Below are 17536 nucleotides of genomic sequence, written 5' to 3'. Positions count from 1 at the left end.
CGCTCCCCGTGCCGACTCGCGCCCTGCTGTTGTGGCTGCTGTATTGCCTGAACCCGCTAACCGCCCTTGGCGCGCCGCAGCTCTACAGCCGTGGCGTGGAAGCGCTGCCTGCGCTGGCGCTGGCACCTGCCGACCTGCAGTGGCGGCTGGAAAAGCGCCACCTCGACCTGGGCGTGATTGCCCGCGACAATCCGCCCTTCGACATGCTCGGCACCGGCCATGCCTACGAAGGCATCAGCGCCGAATATGCCCGTTTGCTGGCCGAGACGCTGGGGCTGGAAGCACGCCTGCAGGTGTTTGACACCTACAGCGCTGCTTTCGCGGCCTTGCGCGGGGGCACTGTCGACCTGGTCAGCGCGGTCACTGCGCATCATGCGCAAGATGCGAATTTACACCTGTCCAGCCCCTACATCCTTGACCAGCCATTGCTGCTGGCCAGCGAGCGGGGCGTCAGTGGTGCTGGCGAAAGCCTCCGGCTGCTGGCGGTCGAGGGCGATCGGCCGTTGGCAGTGCTTCAGCAGGCTTACCCCAACGCACAGATCCAGCTCCACCCATCTGCGCTGAGTGCCTTGGCGGCGTTGCAGCTCGGCGAGGCCGAGCTTTTTCTCGGCAGTGAGTCGGGCAGCCGCTACTGGTTGGGCCGTGGGCAACTGTCAGGTATCGAAGCGGTCGACCAACCCGCGTTACCTCCCCGGGCTCTGGGCTTTGCCCTGCGCGACAAGCATGGCCCACTGCCCAGGCTGGTCGATGCCGTGCTGCAAGGCCTCACCGAACAGCAGCATGCCCGCATACGCGAATACTGGCGCCCGCAGCCTGCCACCCCGGGCAAGCCCGGGCGGGTTGACCTGACCGAGGCTCAGCAGCGCTGGCTGGCGGATAACCGCGTGGTAAAGGTATTGCTCGGCGAGCAGCAGTTACCGTTGAGCTATCACGATGAGCATGGCCAGTTGCGCGGCTTGAGCCTGGACTTGCTACAGCGCATCAGCCGCCTCACCGGCTTGCACTTCGACGTGCAGGCGGGCAGTGACGTATCGCGCATGATCGAGCAGGTGCGCCTGGGCCAGGCTGACCTGATTGCCGGGCTGTCCTACAGCCCGGCACACGCCCGCCAACTGCGTTTCAGCCGCAGTTACCTGAGCTCGCCGTTGGTCCTGGTAACGCGCAACGAGGCGACAGCGCCCAGCAGCCTGGCGCAACTCGACAGGCGGCGGCTGGCTTTGGTGCGAGGCAGCGCGCAGGCGCAGAGGCTGGCCAACAGCTACCCAGGGATCCGCCAGCGGCTCGTGCCCGGGCCTTTGGCGGCGCTGCAGGCGCTGGACCAAGGCCAGGTACGTGGCGCCGTGCTTGCACAAGACCAGGCGCGCTCGCTGATGGCGCGGTACTTCCCCGGCAGGCTGCGTATCACTGCCAGCCTGCCGCTGCCGCCGGTGCACTTCGCCTTTGCCGGTAGCCCTGCCGATGAAGCGCTGCTGGGGATTCTCGAAAAAGCCTTGCTCGCGCTGCCGCCGGCTGAAATGGAAGCCATGGTCCGGCGTTGGCGTAACCCGATGATCGTGGGCGACGGGTTCTGGCGTCGTTATGGCGGGCGCATGCTGGCAGTCTTTGCCCTGGCATGCAGCCTGCTGTTGCTGGCCTTGCTGTGGGTTCGCTACCTGCGCCGGATGCAGGTGCAACTGCGGCGGGCCAAACGTGACGCGGACGCGGCCAACCAGGCCAAAACCCAGTTTCTTGCAGCCATGAGCCATGAAATCCGCACACCGTTGCATGCCCTGCTGGGTATGCTGGAGCTTGCCCGACGCAAAGCCGGGCAGGGCGAGCTGGACCACCTGGCCATTGAAGTGGCGGCCGATGCCGCCATGGGGCTGCAAGAACTGATAGGGGATGTGCTCGACATCACACGTATCGAAACCGGCCAGTTGCAGTTGGCACCGGTGCCAGTGAGCCTGCGCGAGCAGGTGGCGCGGGTAGTCCAGTTGTTTGAACAGCAGGCACGCGGCAAGGGGCTTGCCCTGAACGTGGTGTGCAAAGGCGCTGTGAACAGCTGGGTCATGCTTGACCCGGTGCGTTTCAAACAGGTGCTGGCCAACCTGGTCAGCAATGCGATCAAATTTACCGAGCAGGGCGAGGTGTTGGTGAGCCTGAGCATGCAGGCTGCTGCCGGCCGGGCAAGCGTGCTGCTTGAAGTTGCAGACACCGGTATAGGCATTGCCCAGTCCGAGCTGGCAAGCCTTGGACAACCTTTCCGCCAGGCCAGTAATCAGCGCCAGTCACCGCGTAGCAGTACAGGGCTAGGGCTTGGCATCAGCCGCAGTTTGTGTGAAATGCTCGGCGGGCAGTTGCGCTTGCACAGCATATTGGGCCAAGGCACGCGAATTGAAATCCGCCTCGACCTGATGCTGGCGGCTGCCCCGGTGCCGGCTGCCCCGTTGCTGCCCCAGGGTAATCCAGCCAGGCTGGCTGGCCTGCGCGTGCTGGTCGTCGATGACTACCCCGCCAACCGTTTGTTGCTGGCGCACCAGTTGGAGTTTCTTGGCCATCAGGTTCAGGTCGCCGAGGATGGTGATCAGGCCCTGCGCCTGTGGTTGCAGCACCCGTTCGATGTGGTCATCAGCGATTGCAACATGCCCAGGCTTGGCGGTTTTGCACTGGCCCGGGCCATGCGCGAGCACGAGCGGCGCAGGGGCCAGCCACGTTGCCGGGTGGTGGGGCTCACCGCCAGCGCCCTGCAGGAGGAACGCCGCCGGGCCAAAGCGGCGGGTATGGACCATTGCCTGTTCAAACCGCTGGACCTGAACACCCTTGAGCAGACATTGCTTGCCTGTCAGGCAACCGTCAATCGTGCCGGTCAGGGTCCACCCATTGTCGATCTGGCACATCTGCACAAACTGGTCTGTGGCGACCAGGCGGTAGTGGTAGCCCTGATGGCCGACCTCGCCAAAAGCAACAGGGAGGATCTGGCACAGCTCGGCGCTTCTTTGGCACAACCACCGGTGCTTGCAGAGCTGGCCCACCGAGTAAAAGGCGCAGCGCGCATTGTGCCGGGGCACGCCTTGATAGCGTTGTGTGAAAGGCTTGAGACGCTGTGCGGGCAACATCCGCCGAACCCTTTGCAGGTGCGCCGGGCTGCCCTTGCGCTGAAGGAGGCGATGCTGCGCCTGGATTGCTGGCTTGCCAGCTACCTCGCGCAGCACGCGAACTTGCATGGAGCCCCGCCGCCAGGCGGGGTTGCTCATATCATGCCTAACAGCAGCAGCACCAGCAGGATGACCAGCACTACGCCAACAATGCCGGACGGGCCGTAGCCCCAACTGCGCGAGTGTGGGAAGACCGGTAAGCCACCGATCAGCAGCAGGATCAGGATGATGATGAGGATCGTGGTCATGGTGGAGTCCTTGCATGGTTTATGGGCAAGGGCCTCGGACTGCAGGCCTCTTGCTAGATCGGACCGGCGCCGCTTGCGAAAGATTCCATTTGAGTGTTGCTGCAACTGGCCGCTTCGCAGGCTGACCACACAGTCATGCCCACCCATTCACTAACCTGATGCACCCTGCCGTTACCCAGGCCCTTGTTTAGACTGCTTTCACTCCACATCACAACAGGGCCTGCCACCATGCAAAACCGCATCATGATCACCGGCGCCGGATCCGGCCTGGGCCGCGAGATCGCCCTGCGCTGGGCGCGTGAAGGCTGGCGCCTGGCGCTGGCTGACGTCAACGAAGCCGGCCTGCGTGAAACCCTGGACCTGGCCCGCGCGGCCGGCGGCGAGGCCTTCACCCAGCGCTGCGACGTGCGCGATTACAGCCAGCTTACCGCCTTGGCCCAGGCCTGCACCGAGCAGTTCGGTGGCATCGACGTGATCGTCAACAACGCAGGCGTTGCCTCGGGCGGGTTCTTCGCCGAGTTGTCGCTGGAGGACTGGGACTGGCAGCTGGCGGTCAACCTGATGGGCGTGGTCAAGGGCTGCAAGGCGTTCCTGCCGCTGCTGGAACGCAGCAAGGGGCGGATCATCAACGTGGCCTCGATGGCCGCGCTGATGCAGGGCCCTGGCATGAGCAACTACAACGTGGCCAAGGCCGGTGTACTGGCCCTGTCGGAAAGCCTGCTGGTGGAGTTGCGCCAGCTAAAGGTGGCGGTGCACGTGGTGTGCCCGTCGTTCTTCCAGACCAACCTGCTGGACTCGTTCCGCGGGCCTAACCCCGCCATGAAGGTGCAGGTGGGCAAGCTACTGGAGGGTTCGCCGATTAGTGCGTCGGACATTGCCGACTACATCCATCAGCAGGTCGCCGCTGGCGAGTTCCTGATTCTGCCCCACGAAGCCGGGCGCCAGGCGTGGGCATTGAAGCAGCAAGCCCCCCAGCGGCTGTACGACGAAATGGCCGAAATGGCGGTGAAAATGCGCGCCAAAGCCCAGTAGAGATGAATGGTCTGTAGGAGAAGTTACCGGAAAATGTAGGGCAATTCTGATTTGCTGCGGAACTATTGAGTAGGTAAATGGCTACGAGGCACGCTCCGCTTTTCCCTTTCATTGAAGGAGCGGAACATGCTGGTAATAGGACGCGAAGTAGGGGAGATCATCGTGATAGGCGATGACATCCGGATCATGGTGGTGCAGACCAGGGACGGCGTGGTGCGCTTTGGAGTAGATGCACCGCGGGAAGTGCCGGTGCATCGGGCAGAGGTGTACAAGCGCATCAAGGAGGCCAAGCAAAACAAGGCCTGAGCGGCTAGTCGAGCAACTCCCTGGGCACATCATGCCTGGCCAGCAACTGGCACTGCTGGCTTTCCGGGTCGAACAGGATGAACGCCTGGCCCTTGGCCAATGCCTGGCGCACCCGCAGCACGCGGGTTTCCAGCGGGGTATCGTCGCCGTTGTCGGTGCCGTCACGGGTGACGAAATCTTCGATCAGGCGGGTCAGGGTTTCGGCTTGCAGTTGGTCGTAGGGGATCAGCATGGTGGGCGGTGTCTAGGGTATTGGTGTAGGCATGCTACGCGAAACCTTGGGGATTTTGGGGCCGCGCTGCGGCCCATCGCAGGCAAGACAGTTCCTACAGGGACCGCGCGAAGCTCAGGCTTGTGGTGCCCCTGTAGGAGCTGGCTTGCCTGCGATGGGCTGCAAAGCAGCCCCCTGCGCCCTCAAGCCTTATTGCCAACCAGACTGTCCACCGCCGGCACCCGCGTGTCGCTTTCCATTTGCGCATCATGCTCCAGTTGATGGCTAAAGCGTTCCAGCGACGCATTGGCCGGCTGCGAGTCGCTGGCGAACACGGGTGGGCTCAACAGATACGCCGACAGCAACCGGCTCAACGCGGCAAGGCTGTCGATATGCGTGCGTTCGTAGCCATGGGTGGCATCACAGCCAAACGCCACCAGCGCGGTACGTATATCGTGCCCCGCCGTCACCGCCGAATGGGCATCGCTGAAGTAGTAGCGGAACAGGTCGCGCCGCACCGGCAAGTCGTGGTCACCGGCCAGTTTCAGCAGGTGCCTGGACAGGTGGTAGTCGTACGGCCCTGACGAGTCCTGCATGGCCACGCTCACCGCATGCTCGCTGGAAGCCTGCCCGGGGGCCACCGGGGCGATGTCGATGCCGACGAACTCGCTGACATCCCAGGGCAGGGCGCCGGCAGCGCCCGAGCCGGTCTCTTCGGTGATGGTGAACAACGGGTGGCAGTCGATCAATGGCTGGCGGCCACTTTCTACCACGGCCTTCAATGCGGCGAGCAGTGCCGCTACGCCGGCCTTGTCGTCCAGGTGACGGGCGCTGATGTGGCCGCTTTCGGTGAACTCGGGCAGTGGGTCGAAGGCGACGAAGTCGCCAATGCTCACGCCCAATGCCTCGCAGTCGGCGCGAGTAGCGCAGTAGGCGTCCAGGCGCAGTTCCACGTGGTCCCAGCTGACCGGCATCTGGTCGATGGCGGTGTTGAAAGCGTGCCCGCTGGCCATCAACGGCAACACGCTGCCACGTACTACACCGGTGTCGGTGAACACACTGACCCGGCTGCCCTCGGCAAAGCGGCTGGACCAGCAGCCGACCGGCGCCAGCGCCAGGCGGCCGTTGTCCTGCAACTGGCGCACGCTGGCGCCGATGGTGTCGAGGTGGGCGGACACGGCGCGGTCGGGGGAAGTTTGCCGGCCCTTGAGGGTGGCGCGGATGGTACCGCGACGGGTCAGCTCGAAGGGGATGCCCAGTTCGTCGAGGCGTTCGGCCACGTAGCGCACGATGGTGTCGGTGAAACCGGTGGGGCTGGGGATGGCGAGCATCTCCAGCAGCACGCGTTTGAGGTAGTCGAGATTGGGTTCTGGGAGTCGTTCGGACATGAGTACTCCTTGAAAATTGTGTTGGTTTCTTCGCGGGCATGCCCGCTCCCACAGGTAATGCACAAGTCTCAGGCCCTGTGGCGGACCTGTGGGAGCGGGCGTGCCCGCGAAGAGGCCATCAGCTGTTACGCCAAAGGCCGGCTATGCGGAAACAGCAGGTCGATAAACCGCTCGGCCGTGGGCTGCGGTTCATGGTTGGCCAGGCCGGCACGTTCGTTGGCTTCGATGATCACGTATTCCGGCTGCCCGGCATCGCGCACCATAAAGTCCAGCCCCACCACCGGAATCTCCAGCGCCCGTGCAGCGCGCACGGCAGCGTCGGCCAGCACCGGGTGCAGGCGTTCGGTCACATCTTCAAGGGTGCCACCGGTGTGCAGGTTGGCGGTGCGCCGCACGGCCAAGCGTTGGCCGGCAGACAATACATCGTCATAGCCAAAGCCTGCCGCGCGCAGGGTGCGCTCGGTTTCGTCGTCCAGCGGGATACGGCTTTCGCCACCCGTGGCGGCCTGGCGCCGACGGCTCTGGGCTTCGATCAACTGGCGGATGCTGTGTTTGCCGTCGCCCAGCACCTGCGCCGGGTGGCGGATGGCAGCGGCCACTACTTCGTAGCCGATCACCACAATGCGCAGGTCAAACCCGGCATGGAAGCTTTCCAGCAGCACGCGGCTGTCGAACTGACGAGCATGTGTCACGGCCTGGGTGATGTCGTCGATGCAGGTCAGGTTCACTGCCACGCCCTGGCCTTGCTCGCCATCCACCGGTTTGACCACAACCGCGCCGTGCTCGTCGAGAAATGCCAGGTTGTCGTCCGCATTGCCGGCCAACTGTTGCGCAGGCACTTGCAGCCCGGCGTTGTGCAGGACCTGCCGGGTCAAGCGTTTGTCCTGGCACAAGGTCATGGTGACGGCACTGGTCAGGTCGCTGAGCGACTCACGGCAACGAATTCGACGCCCGCCCAGGCTGAGGGTGAACAAGCCGCTGGCGGCGTCGTCCACCTGCACGTCGATACCCCGGCGTAGCGCTTCGTCGACGATGATGCGGGCATAGGGGTTGAGGTCGGCTTGCGGCCCTGGCCCGAGAAATAGCGGCTCGTTGATGCCGTTCTTGCGCTTGACCGCAAAGGTGGGCAGGTTGCGAAAACCCAGCTTCTGGTAAAGGCGCTTGGCCTGGCGGTTGTCATGCAGCACTGACAGGTCCAGGTAGGCCAGGCCACGGCTCATGAAGTGTTCGATCAGATGGCGCACCAGCACCTCGCCCACGCCGGGGCGGGTGCAATGCGGGTCCACCGCCAGGCACCACAGGCTGCTGCCGTGTTCCGGGTCGTTGAAGGCCTTGGCATGGTTCAGGCCCATGACGCTGCCGATCACCGCGCCGCTGTCTTCATCTTCGGCCAGCCAGTACACCGGGCCGCCCAGGTGCCTGGGGGTGAGCAGGTCGGGGTCGACCGGCAGCATGCTGCGTGCCTGGTACAGGGTGTTGATGGCCTGCCAGTCAGCCGGGTTTTGCGCCCGGCGCACACGGAAGCCACGGAACACCCGCTGCGCCGGGCGGTAGTCGGTAAACCACAGGCGCAGGGTGTCGGACGGGTCCAGAAACAGTTGCTGCGGCGCTTGGGCCAACACTTGCTGGGGCGCCGCCACATACAGGGCAATGTCGCGCTCGCCGGGGCGTTCGCTCAGCAATTGCTCGGCCAAGGCGACCGGGTCTGGGTAGGTATGGCCGATCAGCAATCGGCCCCAGCCACAGTGCACGGCACGCGGCTGGTCATGGGGCTGGCTGCCGTCGCCGGCCAGGCGCGCCTGCAGGCGCTCGTAGGACGGCGGCTGCCCGCGCAGCAGGCGCTGACCGTAGGCGATTTCATGGGCTTTCATCGGTCAGATTCCTTGTTCGCTCAGCCACAGGTTCAGCGCTGCCAGCTGCCACAGCTTGGAACCGCGCAGCGGGGTGAGCTGGCCGTGCGGGTTGCTCAGCAGGCGGTCGAGCATGGCCGGGTTGAACAGCCCCCGGTCCTGGCTGGGGTCGGTCAGCAGCTCACGCACCCAGCCCAGGGTGGCACCATCCAGGTGCTTCAGCCCCGGCACCGGGAAGTAGCCTTTCTTGCGGTCGATCACCTCATGCGGGATTACCCGCCGCGCCGCCTGCTTGAGTACCTGCTTGCCGCCGTCGGGCAGTTTGAAGCGCGCCGGAATACGCGCAGACAGCTCCACCAGGCGGTAGTCGAGGAACGGTGTGCGCGCTTCCAGGCCCCAGGCCATGGTCATGTTGTCCACCCGCTTGACCGGGTCGTCCACCAGCATCACTGTGCTGTCCAGGCGCAGGGCCTTGTCCACGGCGTCGCGGGCGCCAGGGCGGGCGAAGTGCTCGCGCACGTAATCGCCAGCGGCGTCGGTTTCCAGCAGCCAGGGTGCCTGCACGGTTTCGCGGTACTCGCCGTGGCTGCGGTCGAAGAACGCATCGCGGTAAGCCGCAAAGGCGTCTTCGGCGCCGTCCACCTGCGGGTACCAGTGGTAGCCGGCGAACAGTTCGTCAGCGCCTTGGCCGCTTTGCACGCCCTTGCAGTGCTTGGCCACTTCCCGCGACAGCAGGTAGAAGGCAATGCAGTCGTGGCTGACCATCGGCTCGCTCATCGCGCGGAATGCGGCTGGCAACTGGTCGATGATCTCGTGTTCGGCAATGCGCAGCTGGTGGTGACGGGTGCCGTAGTGTTTGGCGATCAGGTCGGAGTACTGGAACTCGTCGCCACGCTCGCCACCGGCATCCTCGAAGCCGATGGAGAACGTCGACAGGTCGTCTACACCTGCTTCGCGCAGCAACCCGACCAGCAGGCTGGAGTCGACACCCCCGGACAGCAGCACGCCAACGTCGACGGCGGCACGTTGGCGAATGGCCACGGCGTCGCGGGTGGCGTCGAGCACGCGGGTGGTCCAGCCTTCCAGGTCCAGCTCACGCTCATCCGGGTTGGCGCCGTATTTCAGCTGCCACCAGGTCTGGCGTTCTACCTCGCCATGGCGGTCGACGCGCATCCAGGTGCCGGGTTCCAGCTTTTGCACGTTGGCCAGCAGGGTACGCGGCGCGGGTACCACAGCGTGGAAGTTCAGGTAATGGTTGAGCGCCACCGGGTCGAGCATCGGGTCGATGTCGCCACCCTTGAGCAGCGCTGGCAGGGTCGAGGCAAAACGCAGGCGCTCGCCGTTGCGCGACAGGTACAGCGGCTTGACGCCCAGGCGGTCGCGGGCCAGGAACAGGCGCTGGTTGTCGCGCTCCCAGATGGCCAGGGCGAACATGCCGTTGAGCTTGGGCAGCAAGGCCGCGCCCCAGGCGTGGTAGCCCTTGAGCAACACCTCGGTGTCGCCGTCGGACCAGAAGCTGTAGCCCAGGTCCTGCAATTCCTGGCGCAGTTCGGGGAAGTTGTAGATGGCACCGTTGAAAGCCAGTGACAGGCCCAGGGTGTTGTCGACCATCGGCTGCGCCGAGCCGTCGGACAAGTCCATGATTTTCAGGCGCCGGTGGCCAAGGGCAATCGGGCCTTGGCTATGGAAGCCCCACGCATCCGGGCCACGAGGTGCCAGGTGATGCGTGATGCGCTCTACCGCAGCCAGGTCGGCTGGGCGAGGGGCTTGGTCGATGGGGGTGAAACGTAACTCTCCTGCTAATCCGCACATAAGTCCTTACCGGTTTTTCCGTTGGGGAGGTGATGCCCCGGATTAGGGCACCTTAAGGAACTGACCTATGTGCTTTGTGAGAGTTTTAGAACAATCTGTTATATGGGGCTGCTGTGCAGCCCTTCGCGGGCACGCCCGCTCCCACAGGTTTTTCGCCAGCCCCTGGCATTGCGTGATCCCTGTGGGAGCGGGCGTGCCCGCGAAGGGCCGCATAGCGGCCCCATTCCTTATTTGCCTCGGATCAACTTGCGCAGGGCAAACCGGTTCGGATGACAAGCCTCCGCCACCGCCCGCGGCAACGGCAGCGGTTCCCCACACACCCAGGCCGCCATCAGCTCGCCACTCAACGGCGCCGTGATCAACCCGCGCGACCCATGCCCGCTGTTCACATACAACCCATCCAGCCAAGGGCAAGCCACATCCGGCACCTGCCGCGCATCCCGGCCCAGTACCGCATAAGCCTCGGCAAACGCCTGCCCATCAGCCAGCGGCCCCACGATCGGCAGGTAATCCGGGCTGGTGCATCGAAACGCCGCACGCCCCTGCAACTGCTCAGGGGCCAACTCGGCTGTGCCCAACCGCTGGGCCAGATCGACGGAAATCTCGTCAAGCAACGCCAGGTTGCCCTGGTGCTCGGCCACTGTCGGGGCCAGGTCTTCGCTGTGGAAATCAAAGCTCGCGCCCAGGGTATGTTCGTCGCCGCGCGGCGGTGCCACATAGCCCTCGGCGCACACCACTGTGCGCAGTGCCCGGCTGGCGGTAGTGGCCGGCAAGCGGGTGATTTGCCCACGGATGCGCTTGAGCGGCAACTGCGCGCAAGGCTCAAAGCGCCGCACCTCGGCGGCACCGGCCAGAATGACCACCGGCGCGCCGGCCAGCAGGCGCTCGCCAGCCCAGGCTTGCCATTGGTCATCGACCTTGCGCAGCTCGATGACTTCCTGGTGTGTGAGCAGGCGAATACCCGGGTGCTGCAACTGCTGCTGGCACAGTGCAGGCGGGTGCACCCAGCCACCTTCGGGGTAGTACAAACCGCCCGCCGGCAAGGCCACCCCAGCGATGGCTTCGGCCTCGGCACGCCCCAATGAGTGCAGCAAATCGTGGTCGAAAGCGGCGGCCAGCTTGCTCTGGCGCTCGGCTTCCTTGCTGTCGAAGGCGAGTTGCAGCACGCCGCAGGCATCCCAGTCCTGGCCACGCTGCAAGCGTTCAAGCTGGCGCCGCGTGTAGCCGAACCCGGCCAGGATCATCTGCGAAAGCGCAGTGCCATGGGCAGACAGCTTGAGGTACAGCACCCCTTGCGGGTTGCCTGAAGCTTCCTGTGCCGGGGCTTCGTGGCGCTCCAGCACGGTCACCTGCCAGCCGCGCCGGGCCAGGCTGGCGGCGGTTGTGCTACCGGCGAGCCCGGCACCAATCACCAACGCCTCGCGTGGCCCCTGTGCAACGGCCGGGCGTGCGTACCAAGGCGCGCCGGGGGCGGGCAGGGGGCCGACGTAGGCGCCGCTCATCACCTCCCACTTCTTGCCAATGCCCGGCACCCTTTTCATGGCGAAGCCAGCGTCGACGAGGCTGCGGCGTACCCAACCGGTGGTCGTGAAGGTGCCCAGGACCGTACCCGGGTGCGACAACCGGGCCAGCTGCGCGAACAGCTCGGGTGTCCACATGTCGGGGTTCTTGGCCGGGGCAAAGCCATCGAGGAACCACACATCAATCTGCGCATCGAGTTGCGGCAGTTGCTCAAGCACATCACCGATCAGCAGGGTGAGGGTGACCCGGCCATCGGCGAAGGTGAACTGCTGGAAGCCCGGGTGCACTGCCACATATTGCGCCAACAGGGGTTCTGTATAGGCGGCAAGTTCAGGCCACAGGCGCACGGCGCGGGCCATGTCGGCGTGGTCGAGGGGGTATTTTTCGACACTGACGAAGTGCAGGCGTGCATCAGCGTGCCCCTGCTGGTCAAACAGCTGCCAGGCGCAGAAAAAATTCATGCCGGTGCCAAAACCTGTTTCGCCGATCACCATGCAGGTGTGCGGCGCCAGGTTGGCAAAGCGCTCGGCCAGGCGCGTCTGGCCGAGGAACACGTGTTTGGTTTCTTCGATGCCTTCGTTGACCGCGAAATAGACGTCGTCATATTGCCGCGAGTGGGGGCGGCCCTGGTCGTCCCAGTCGATCTGGGCATGCTGGAGAAGGGTGGACATGGTTGGCTCGGTTTCAGCAGATGGGCGGGATTTTATGTCATCCGCACTACCTGTGGGGGCGAGTTCACGCGTGACGGGTCAATACAGGCATAAATGAAATCCGCTAGTCTTGGTTATCCATTGAAGGAGCCAGTGCATGTTCGAATCCGCCGAAATCGGCCACAGCATCGACAAGGAGGCTTACGACGCCGAGGTACCCGCTTTACGCGAGGCCCTGCTCGAAGCCCAGTACGAACTCAAGCAGCAGGCGCGCTTCCCGGTGATCGTGCTGATCAACGGCGTCGAAGGTGCCGGCAAGGGCGAGACGGTCAAGCTGCTCAACGAGTGGATGGACCCGCGCATGATCGATGTGCTCACCTTCGATCAGCAGACCGACGAAGAGCTGGCCCGCCCGCCTGCCTGGCGATACTGGCGGGCTTTGCCCCCCAAGGGGCGGATGGGCGTGTTCTTTGGCAACTGGTACAGCCAGATGCTGCAGGGGCGGGTGCACGGGGTGTTCAAGGATGCCGTGCTCGACCAGGCCATCACCGGTGCCGAGCGCCTGGAGCAGATGCTGTGCGATGAAGGCGCGCTGATCATCAAGTTCTGGTTCCACCTGTCCAAGAAGCAGATGAAGGCAAGGTTGAAATCGCTCAAGGACGACCCGCTGCACAGCTGGAAGATCAGCCCGCTGGACTGGCAGCAGTCGCAAACCTACGACCGATTTGTGCGCTTTGGCGAGCGCGTGCTGCGCCGCACCAGCCGCGACTATGCGCCGTGGCATATCGTTGAAGGGGTAGACCCGAATTATCGCAGCCTGGCGGTGGGGCGCATCCTGCTGGAAAGCCTGCAGGCAGCGCTGGCCCACAACCCCAAAGGCAAGCATCAGGGTAACGTCGCCCCGCTGGGGCGAGCGATCGACCAGCGCAGCCTGCTCGGCGCCCTGGACATGACCCTGCGTCTGGACAAGCACGACTATCAGGAACAACTGGTTACCGAACAGGCCCGCCTGGCCGGCCTGCTGCGCGACAAACGCATGCGCCGGCACGCCCTGGTGGCGGTGTTTGAAGGCAACGATGCTGCCGGCAAGGGCAGTGCCATCCGCCGTGTGGCGGCGGCGCTGGACCCGCGCCAGTACCGCATCGTGCCGATTGCCGCGCCCACCGAAGAAGAGCGCGCGCAGCCCTACCTGTGGCGGTTCTGGCGGCATATTCCGGCACGCGGCAAGTTCACCATCTTCGACCGCTCCTGGTATGGCCGGGTGCTGGTGGAGCGGGTGGAAGGATTTTGCAGCCCGGCCGACTGGATGCGTGCCTACAGCGAGATCAACGACTTTGAAGAGCAGTTGGTGAATGCCGGGGTAGTGGTGGTGAAGTTCTGGCTGGCGATCGACCAGCAGACCCAACTGCAGCGCTTTCAGGAGCGTGAGCAGATCCCGTTCAAGCGTTACAAGATCACCGAGGACGACTGGCGCAACCGCGACAAGTGGGACGACTATGCCCAGGCGGTGGGTGACATGGTCGACCGCACCAGCAGCGAGATTGCGCCATGGACGCTGGTGGAGGCCAACGACAAGCGCTGGGCGCGGGTGAAGGTGCTGCGCACTATCAACCAGGCGCTCGAGGCGGCGTTTGCCAAGCACAAGAAGTAGCCAGGATTGATGTTGCCTGGTCGGGCCCTTTCGCGGGCGCGCCCGCGAAGAGGCCACTACAGGCAACCCACTCGCCAAGCCATGCCACAAATGAATGACCTGATGAATTCTTTTCTCGGCATTCTCCACCGTCATCACCCTCCAAGCCCGTAGAATTCAATCACCCCACCACGGGCTTGAACGAGGACTTTATGCACACCACTTCCGGCCGCTGGAGCTATGGCCTGTTCCTGGCACTTCTGACGGCGCTGCTCTGGGGCATCTTGCCGATCAAGCTCAAGCAGGTATTGCAGGTGGTCGACCCGATCACCGTCACCTGGTACCGCCTGCTGGTCTCCGGTGGCCTGCTGTTCGCCTGGCTGGCAGCCAAACGGCGCTTGCCGTCCTTCGGCAAACTGACGCCCAAGGGCAAAGGCCTGCTGGCGGTGGCGGTGCTTGGCCTGATGGGCAACTACGTGCTGTACCTGATCGGCCTCAAGCTGCTCAGCCCCGGCACTGCGCAGTTGGTGGTGCAGATCGGCCCGGTGCTGTTGCTGGTGGCCAGCGTGTTCGTGTTCCGCGAGCGCTTCAGCCTGGGGCAGGGCGTGGGCCTGCTAATTCTGCTGGCGGGTTTTGGCCTGTTCTTCAACCAGCGCCTCGAAGAACTGCTGACCTCACTGGGCACCTACACCACCGGCGTGCTGACCATTCTGCTGGCCACCAGCATCTGGGTGTTCTACGCCCTCAGCCAGAAGCAGTTGCTGACGGTGTGGCATTCACAGCAGGTGATGATGGTGATCTATCTCAGCTGCGCGGCGTTGCTCACGCCTTGGGTACATCCACTGGAGGTGTTGCAACTGACCCCGGCGCAGGGCTGGCTGCTGCTGGCCTGCTGCCTGAACACCCTGGTGGCTTATGGTGCGTTTGCCGAGGCGCTGGCGCACTGGGAGGCGTCGCGGGTGAGTGCCACCCTGGCGCTGACCCCATTGGTGACCTTTGTCGCGGTGGCACTGGCGGCATTGGTGTGGCCTGAGTATGTGCATGCCGAAGACATCAATGCCCTGGGCTACGCGGGGGCAGTGACTGTGGTATTCGGCTCGGCGCTGGTGGCGCTGGGACCATCGCTGGTGGCCGGTTGGCGTGCCCGCAAAGCGCGGCTGGCCCAGGTTCACTGATCGCCTGTACCGGCCTCTTCGCGGTTGAACCCGCTCCCACAGGATCACCACAGGGCTGAATGATGTGATATCCCTGTGGGAGCGGGTTCACCCGCGAAGAGGCCAGCACCGGCTATAGATGACTTAGCCCTTGCCACCCGGTGCCAGCATGTTCTCCGGCCGCACCCACTGGTCAAACTGCTCATTGGTCAAATACTTTAACTCCAGCGCCGCTTCGCGCAAGGTCTTGCCCTCGCTGTAAGCCTTCTTGGCTATCTCCGCCGCCTTGTCATAACCGATATGCGGGTTCAACGCCGTCACCAGCATCAACCCGCGCTCCAGGTGTGCAGCCATCTGTTCGGTATCCGGCTCGATGCCCGCCACGCAATGCAGCTGGAAGTTGCGACAGCCATCGGCCAGCAGTTCGATCGACTGCAACAGGTTGTGGATGATCACCGGCTTGAACACGTTCAGCTGCAAATGTCCCTGGCTGGCGGCAAAACCGATGGCTGCATCGTTGCCCAGCACCTGGCAGGCCAGCATCGACAACGCCTCGCACTGGGTCGGGTTGACCTTGCCCGGCATGATCGAGCTGCCCGGTTCGTTGGCCGGCAGGCGCACCTCGGCCAACCCGGCGCGTGGGCCGGAGCCCAGCAGGCGCAGGTCGTTGGCGATTTTCATCAGCGCCACGGCCAGGGTCTTCAGGGCGCCCGCCAGGCTGGTCAGCGGTTCGTGGCCCGCAAGGGCGGCGAACTTGTTGGGTGCGGTGACAAACGGCAGGCCGGACTCCGCCGCAAGCTCGGCGGCGATGGCTTCGGCGAACCCGTGTGGTGCATTAAGCCCGGTCCCCACGGCGGTGCCGCCCTGGGCCAGTTCGCACACCGCCGGCAGGGTGGCGCGGATCGCGCGTTGGGCGTAGTCAAGTTGTGCCACGTAAGCCGACACTTCCTGGCCAAAGGTGATTGGCGTGGCGTCCATCATGTGGGTGCGGCCGGTCTTCACCAGCTTGTGGTGGCGCGCCGACAGCTCGGCCAGCCCCGACGACAGCTCGGCAATGGCCGGCAGCAGCTGTTCGTGCACCGCCTGTGCAGCCGCAATGTGCATTGCAGTGGGGAAACAGTCGTTGGAGCTTTGCGAGCGGTTGACGTGGTCGTTGGGGTGTACTGGCGCTTTGCCGCCGCGGCCTTTGCCGGCCAGTTCGTTGGCGCGCCCGGCGATCACCTCGTTGACGTTCATGTTGCTTTGCGTGCCGCTGCCGGTCTGCCAGACGACCAACGGGAACTGGTCGTCGTGCTGGCCACCCAGCACTTCGTCGGCGGCTTGTTCGATCAGCCGAGCGATGTCGGCCGGCAGGTCGCCATTGCGGTCGTTGACGCGTGCCGCGGCCTTCTTGATCAGCGCCAGGGCGTGCAGCACCGCAAGGGGCATGCGTTCCTTGCCAATGGCGAAGTTGATCAGCGAACGCTGGGTTTGCGCACCCCAGTAAGCGCCATCAGGAACTTCGACCGGGCCCAGGCTGTCTGTCTCGATACGGCTCATTCTGTACTCACTCCTGTGTAGTTCGAAATCGCAGTTTAGGCCCTGATTCGACCGAGCGGTTCCGTCGCTCGTCGTGCCACTTGAGCACATCGCCACCACGGCGCAGAATGCTCTACTCTGAGGTACCCGCCTCCCTCTCCTTGAAGGAAATGCAATGACCCGTCTCCGTGTCCTTTGTGCCGCCGTTGCCCTGGCTTGCGCCAGCGGCCAGGTACTCGCTGCCACCGCCAGCCACAACGCTGCTGCCGAGAAATTCCTGACCCTGGCCAACGCCGACAAGCTGGGCACTCCGGTGTACATGCAAGTGCAGCAGATGTTCGCGCAGCGCTTCGCCCAGACCAAGGCCCCGGCCGCCAAGCAGCCGGTGCTGGCAAGCTACCAGGCCAAGGCCAACGCCGCGCTGGACAGCGCCATCGGCTGGAACAAGCTGAAGCCGAAGATGGTCGACCTGTACACCCAGACCTTCACCGAGCAAGAGCTGAAAGACCTGGTCAAGTTCTACGAATCGCCGCTGGGCAAGAAAGTGCTGCGTGAAATGCCCAAGGTTACCCAGCAGTCGGCCCAGCTGACCCAGCAGAGCCTGGAGCCAGCGGTGCCGGTGGTGAACAAGCTGCTGGAAGACATGACCAAGGAACTGGACCCTAACGCTGGCAAGGCCGCCGTCCCTGCCAAGAAGTGAGCACGCCGCAATGACCATGCAACAGCGCATTGAACAACAGCTGGGCGCCCTGGCGCCGCAGCACCTGCAGGTGCTCGACGAAAGTCACATGCACAGTCGTGGTCAGGAGACCCACTACAAGGCAGTGATCGTCAGCGAGCAGTTTGCCGGGTTGAACAGCGTCAAGCGCCACCAGAAGGTTTACGCCACCATGGGTGAGCTGATGGGCGAGATTCATGCCCTGGCGATTCATACCTATACCGCCGAAGAATGGGCCAAGGTCGGTGTGGCACCGGCTTCGCCAGTGTGCGCGGGCGGCGGGCACTGAAACCTTTCTGACGTTCTGGTAGAATTCGCAACGCGCCGCTTGTCGGCGCGTTTTTATTTGTCAATCCGGTCCGCC

The 17536-nt window shown here is 64.2% G+C and carries 14 protein-coding genes; 7 read left to right on the top strand and 7 right to left on the bottom strand.

Annotated features, from left to right (window positions below; genetic code table 11):
- Positions 1–8: 8 nt before the first annotated feature.
- The gene (locus P0Y58_23500) at positions 9–3302 is read left to right on the top strand and encodes a transporter substrate-binding domain-containing protein (GenBank protein WEK29821.1); all 3294 of its coding nucleotides are present in this window, start codon (positions 9–11) and stop codon (positions 3300–3302) included.
- Here P0Y58_23500 and P0Y58_23495 read toward each other — a convergent pair.
- Complete coding sequence (locus P0Y58_23495; protein WEK29820.1) at positions 3230–3382, bottom strand: DUF3309 family protein; 153 nt, start codon at positions 3380–3382, stop codon at positions 3230–3232. The genes P0Y58_23500 and P0Y58_23495 overlap by 73 nt on opposite strands.
- A 228-nt stretch (positions 3383–3610) precedes the next feature.
- Between P0Y58_23495 and P0Y58_23490 the strand changes: the two genes are divergently transcribed.
- Together P0Y58_23490 and csrA are read left to right on the top strand one after the other, a co-directional pair.
- Complete coding sequence (locus P0Y58_23490) at positions 3611–4414, top strand: SDR family oxidoreductase (protein WEK29819.1); 804 nt, start codon at positions 3611–3613, stop codon at positions 4412–4414.
- Between the two features lie 126 nt (positions 4415–4540).
- Positions 4541–4720: a carbon storage regulator CsrA gene (gene csrA / locus P0Y58_23485; protein WEK29818.1), complete on the top strand. Its 180-nt coding sequence runs from the start codon at positions 4541–4543 to the stop codon at positions 4718–4720.
- Positions 4721–4724: 4 nt separating this feature from the next.
- Here csrA and P0Y58_23480 read toward each other — a convergent pair whose 3' ends face one another.
- The 5 genes from P0Y58_23480 to mnmC all read right to left on the bottom strand — a co-directional run bounded on the left by P0Y58_23480 (position 4725) and on the right by mnmC (position 12173).
- Complete coding sequence (locus tag P0Y58_23480; GenBank protein WEK29817.1) at positions 4725–4952, bottom strand: YheU family protein; 228 nt, start codon at positions 4950–4952, stop codon at positions 4725–4727.
- A gap of 182 nt (positions 4953–5134) precedes the next feature.
- A complete protein-coding gene (locus P0Y58_23475; protein WEK29816.1) occupies positions 5135–6319 on the bottom strand; it encodes an osmoprotectant NAGGN system M42 family peptidase in 1185 nt (394 codons plus the stop codon).
- A gap of 125 nt (positions 6320–6444) precedes the next feature.
- A complete protein-coding gene (gene ngg, locus P0Y58_23470; GenBank protein WEK29815.1) occupies positions 6445–8190 on the bottom strand; it encodes an N-acetylglutaminylglutamine synthetase in 1746 nt (581 codons plus the stop codon).
- A gap of 3 nt (positions 8191–8193) precedes the next feature.
- Positions 8194–9981: an N-acetylglutaminylglutamine amidotransferase gene (locus P0Y58_23465; protein ID WEK29814.1), complete on the bottom strand. Its 1788-nt coding sequence runs from the start codon at positions 9979–9981 to the stop codon at positions 8194–8196.
- A 227-nt stretch (positions 9982–10208) separates the two neighbouring features.
- Positions 10209–12173, bottom strand: coding sequence for a bifunctional tRNA (5-methylaminomethyl-2-thiouridine)(34)-methyltransferase MnmD/FAD-dependent 5-carboxymethylaminomethyl-2-thiouridine(34) oxidoreductase MnmC (gene mnmC, locus P0Y58_23460; GenBank protein WEK29813.1), 1965 nt, complete (start codon positions 12171–12173; stop codon positions 10209–10211).
- 136 nt (positions 12174–12309) lie between these two features.
- Here mnmC and pap point away from each other — a divergent pair, with 136 nt between their 5' ends.
- Together pap and P0Y58_23450 are read left to right on the top strand one after the other, a co-directional pair.
- Positions 12310–13803, top strand: coding sequence for a polyphosphate:AMP phosphotransferase (pap, locus tag P0Y58_23455; GenBank protein ID WEK29812.1), 1494 nt, complete (start codon positions 12310–12312; stop codon positions 13801–13803).
- Positions 13804–13994: 191 nt separating this feature from the next.
- Positions 13995–14957 carry a DMT family transporter gene (locus P0Y58_23450; GenBank protein ID WEK29811.1) on the top strand — a complete coding sequence of 321 codons (963 nt, stop codon included), beginning with the start codon at positions 13995–13997 and terminating at the stop codon, positions 14955–14957.
- A 123-nt stretch (positions 14958–15080) separates the two neighbouring features.
- Here the strand turns inward: P0Y58_23450 and P0Y58_23445 are convergent, their stop codons facing one another.
- On the bottom strand, positions 15081–16475 hold the full coding sequence (locus P0Y58_23445) for a class II fumarate hydratase (GenBank protein ID WEK29810.1): 1395 nt from the start codon (positions 16473–16475) through the stop codon (positions 15081–15083).
- Positions 16476–16629: 154 nt separating this feature from the next.
- Here P0Y58_23445 and P0Y58_23440 point away from each other — a divergent pair, with 154 nt between their 5' ends.
- Both P0Y58_23440 and P0Y58_23435 read left to right on the top strand, forming a co-directional pair.
- The gene (locus P0Y58_23440) at positions 16630–17154 is read left to right on the top strand and encodes a DUF2059 domain-containing protein (GenBank protein WEK29809.1); all 525 of its coding nucleotides are present in this window, start codon (positions 16630–16632) and stop codon (positions 17152–17154) included.
- A gap of 10 nt (positions 17155–17164) precedes the next feature.
- A complete protein-coding gene (locus P0Y58_23435) occupies positions 17165–17461 on the top strand; it encodes a BolA family transcriptional regulator (GenBank protein WEK29808.1) in 297 nt (98 codons plus the stop codon).
- Positions 17462–17536: the final 75 nt, after the last annotated feature.

This window comes from Candidatus Pseudomonas phytovorans, assembly GCA_029202525.1.
Taxonomy (GTDB): Bacteria; Pseudomonadota; Gammaproteobacteria; order Pseudomonadales; family Pseudomonadaceae; genus Aquipseudomonas; species Aquipseudomonas phytovorans.
The sequence above is the reverse complement of the archived record's forward strand: the minus strand, read 5'-3'. Positions and strand labels throughout refer to the sequence as shown.

Excerpts from the sequence above, each read along its gene's own strand:
- P0Y58_23495 (WEK29820.1), bottom strand. The coding sequence starts at position 3,382 with ATGACCACGATCCTCATCATCATCCTGATCCTGCTGCTGATCGGTGGC.
- P0Y58_23490 (WEK29819.1), top strand. The coding sequence starts at position 3,611 with ATGCAAAACCGCATCATGATCACCGGCGCCGGATCCGGCCTGGGCCGC.
- csrA (WEK29818.1), top strand. The coding sequence starts at position 4,541 with ATGCTGGTAATAGGACGCGAAGTAGGGGAGATCATCGTGATAGGCGAT.
- P0Y58_23480 (WEK29817.1), bottom strand. The coding sequence starts at position 4,952 with ATGCTGATCCCCTACGACCAACTGCAAGCCGAAACCCTGACCCGCCTG.
- P0Y58_23475 (WEK29816.1), bottom strand. The coding sequence starts at position 6,319 with ATGTCCGAACGACTCCCAGAACCCAATCTCGACTACCTCAAACGCGTG.
- ngg (WEK29815.1), bottom strand. The coding sequence starts at position 8,190 with ATGAAAGCCCATGAAATCGCCTACGGTCAGCGCCTGCTGCGCGGGCAG.
- P0Y58_23465 (WEK29814.1), bottom strand. The coding sequence starts at position 9,981 with ATGTGCGGATTAGCAGGAGAGTTACGTTTCACCCCCATCGACCAAGCC.
- mnmC (WEK29813.1), bottom strand. The coding sequence starts at position 12,173 with ATGTCCACCCTTCTCCAGCATGCCCAGATCGACTGGGACGACCAGGGC.
- pap (WEK29812.1), top strand. The coding sequence starts at position 12,310 with ATGTTCGAATCCGCCGAAATCGGCCACAGCATCGACAAGGAGGCTTAC.
- P0Y58_23450 (WEK29811.1), top strand. The coding sequence starts at position 13,995 with ATGCACACCACTTCCGGCCGCTGGAGCTATGGCCTGTTCCTGGCACTT.
- P0Y58_23445 (WEK29810.1), bottom strand. The coding sequence starts at position 16,475 with ATGAGCCGTATCGAGACAGACAGCCTGGGCCCGGTCGAAGTTCCTGAT.
- P0Y58_23440 (WEK29809.1), top strand. The coding sequence starts at position 16,630 with ATGACCCGTCTCCGTGTCCTTTGTGCCGCCGTTGCCCTGGCTTGCGCC.
- P0Y58_23435 (WEK29808.1), top strand. The coding sequence starts at position 17,165 with ATGACCATGCAACAGCGCATTGAACAACAGCTGGGCGCCCTGGCGCCG.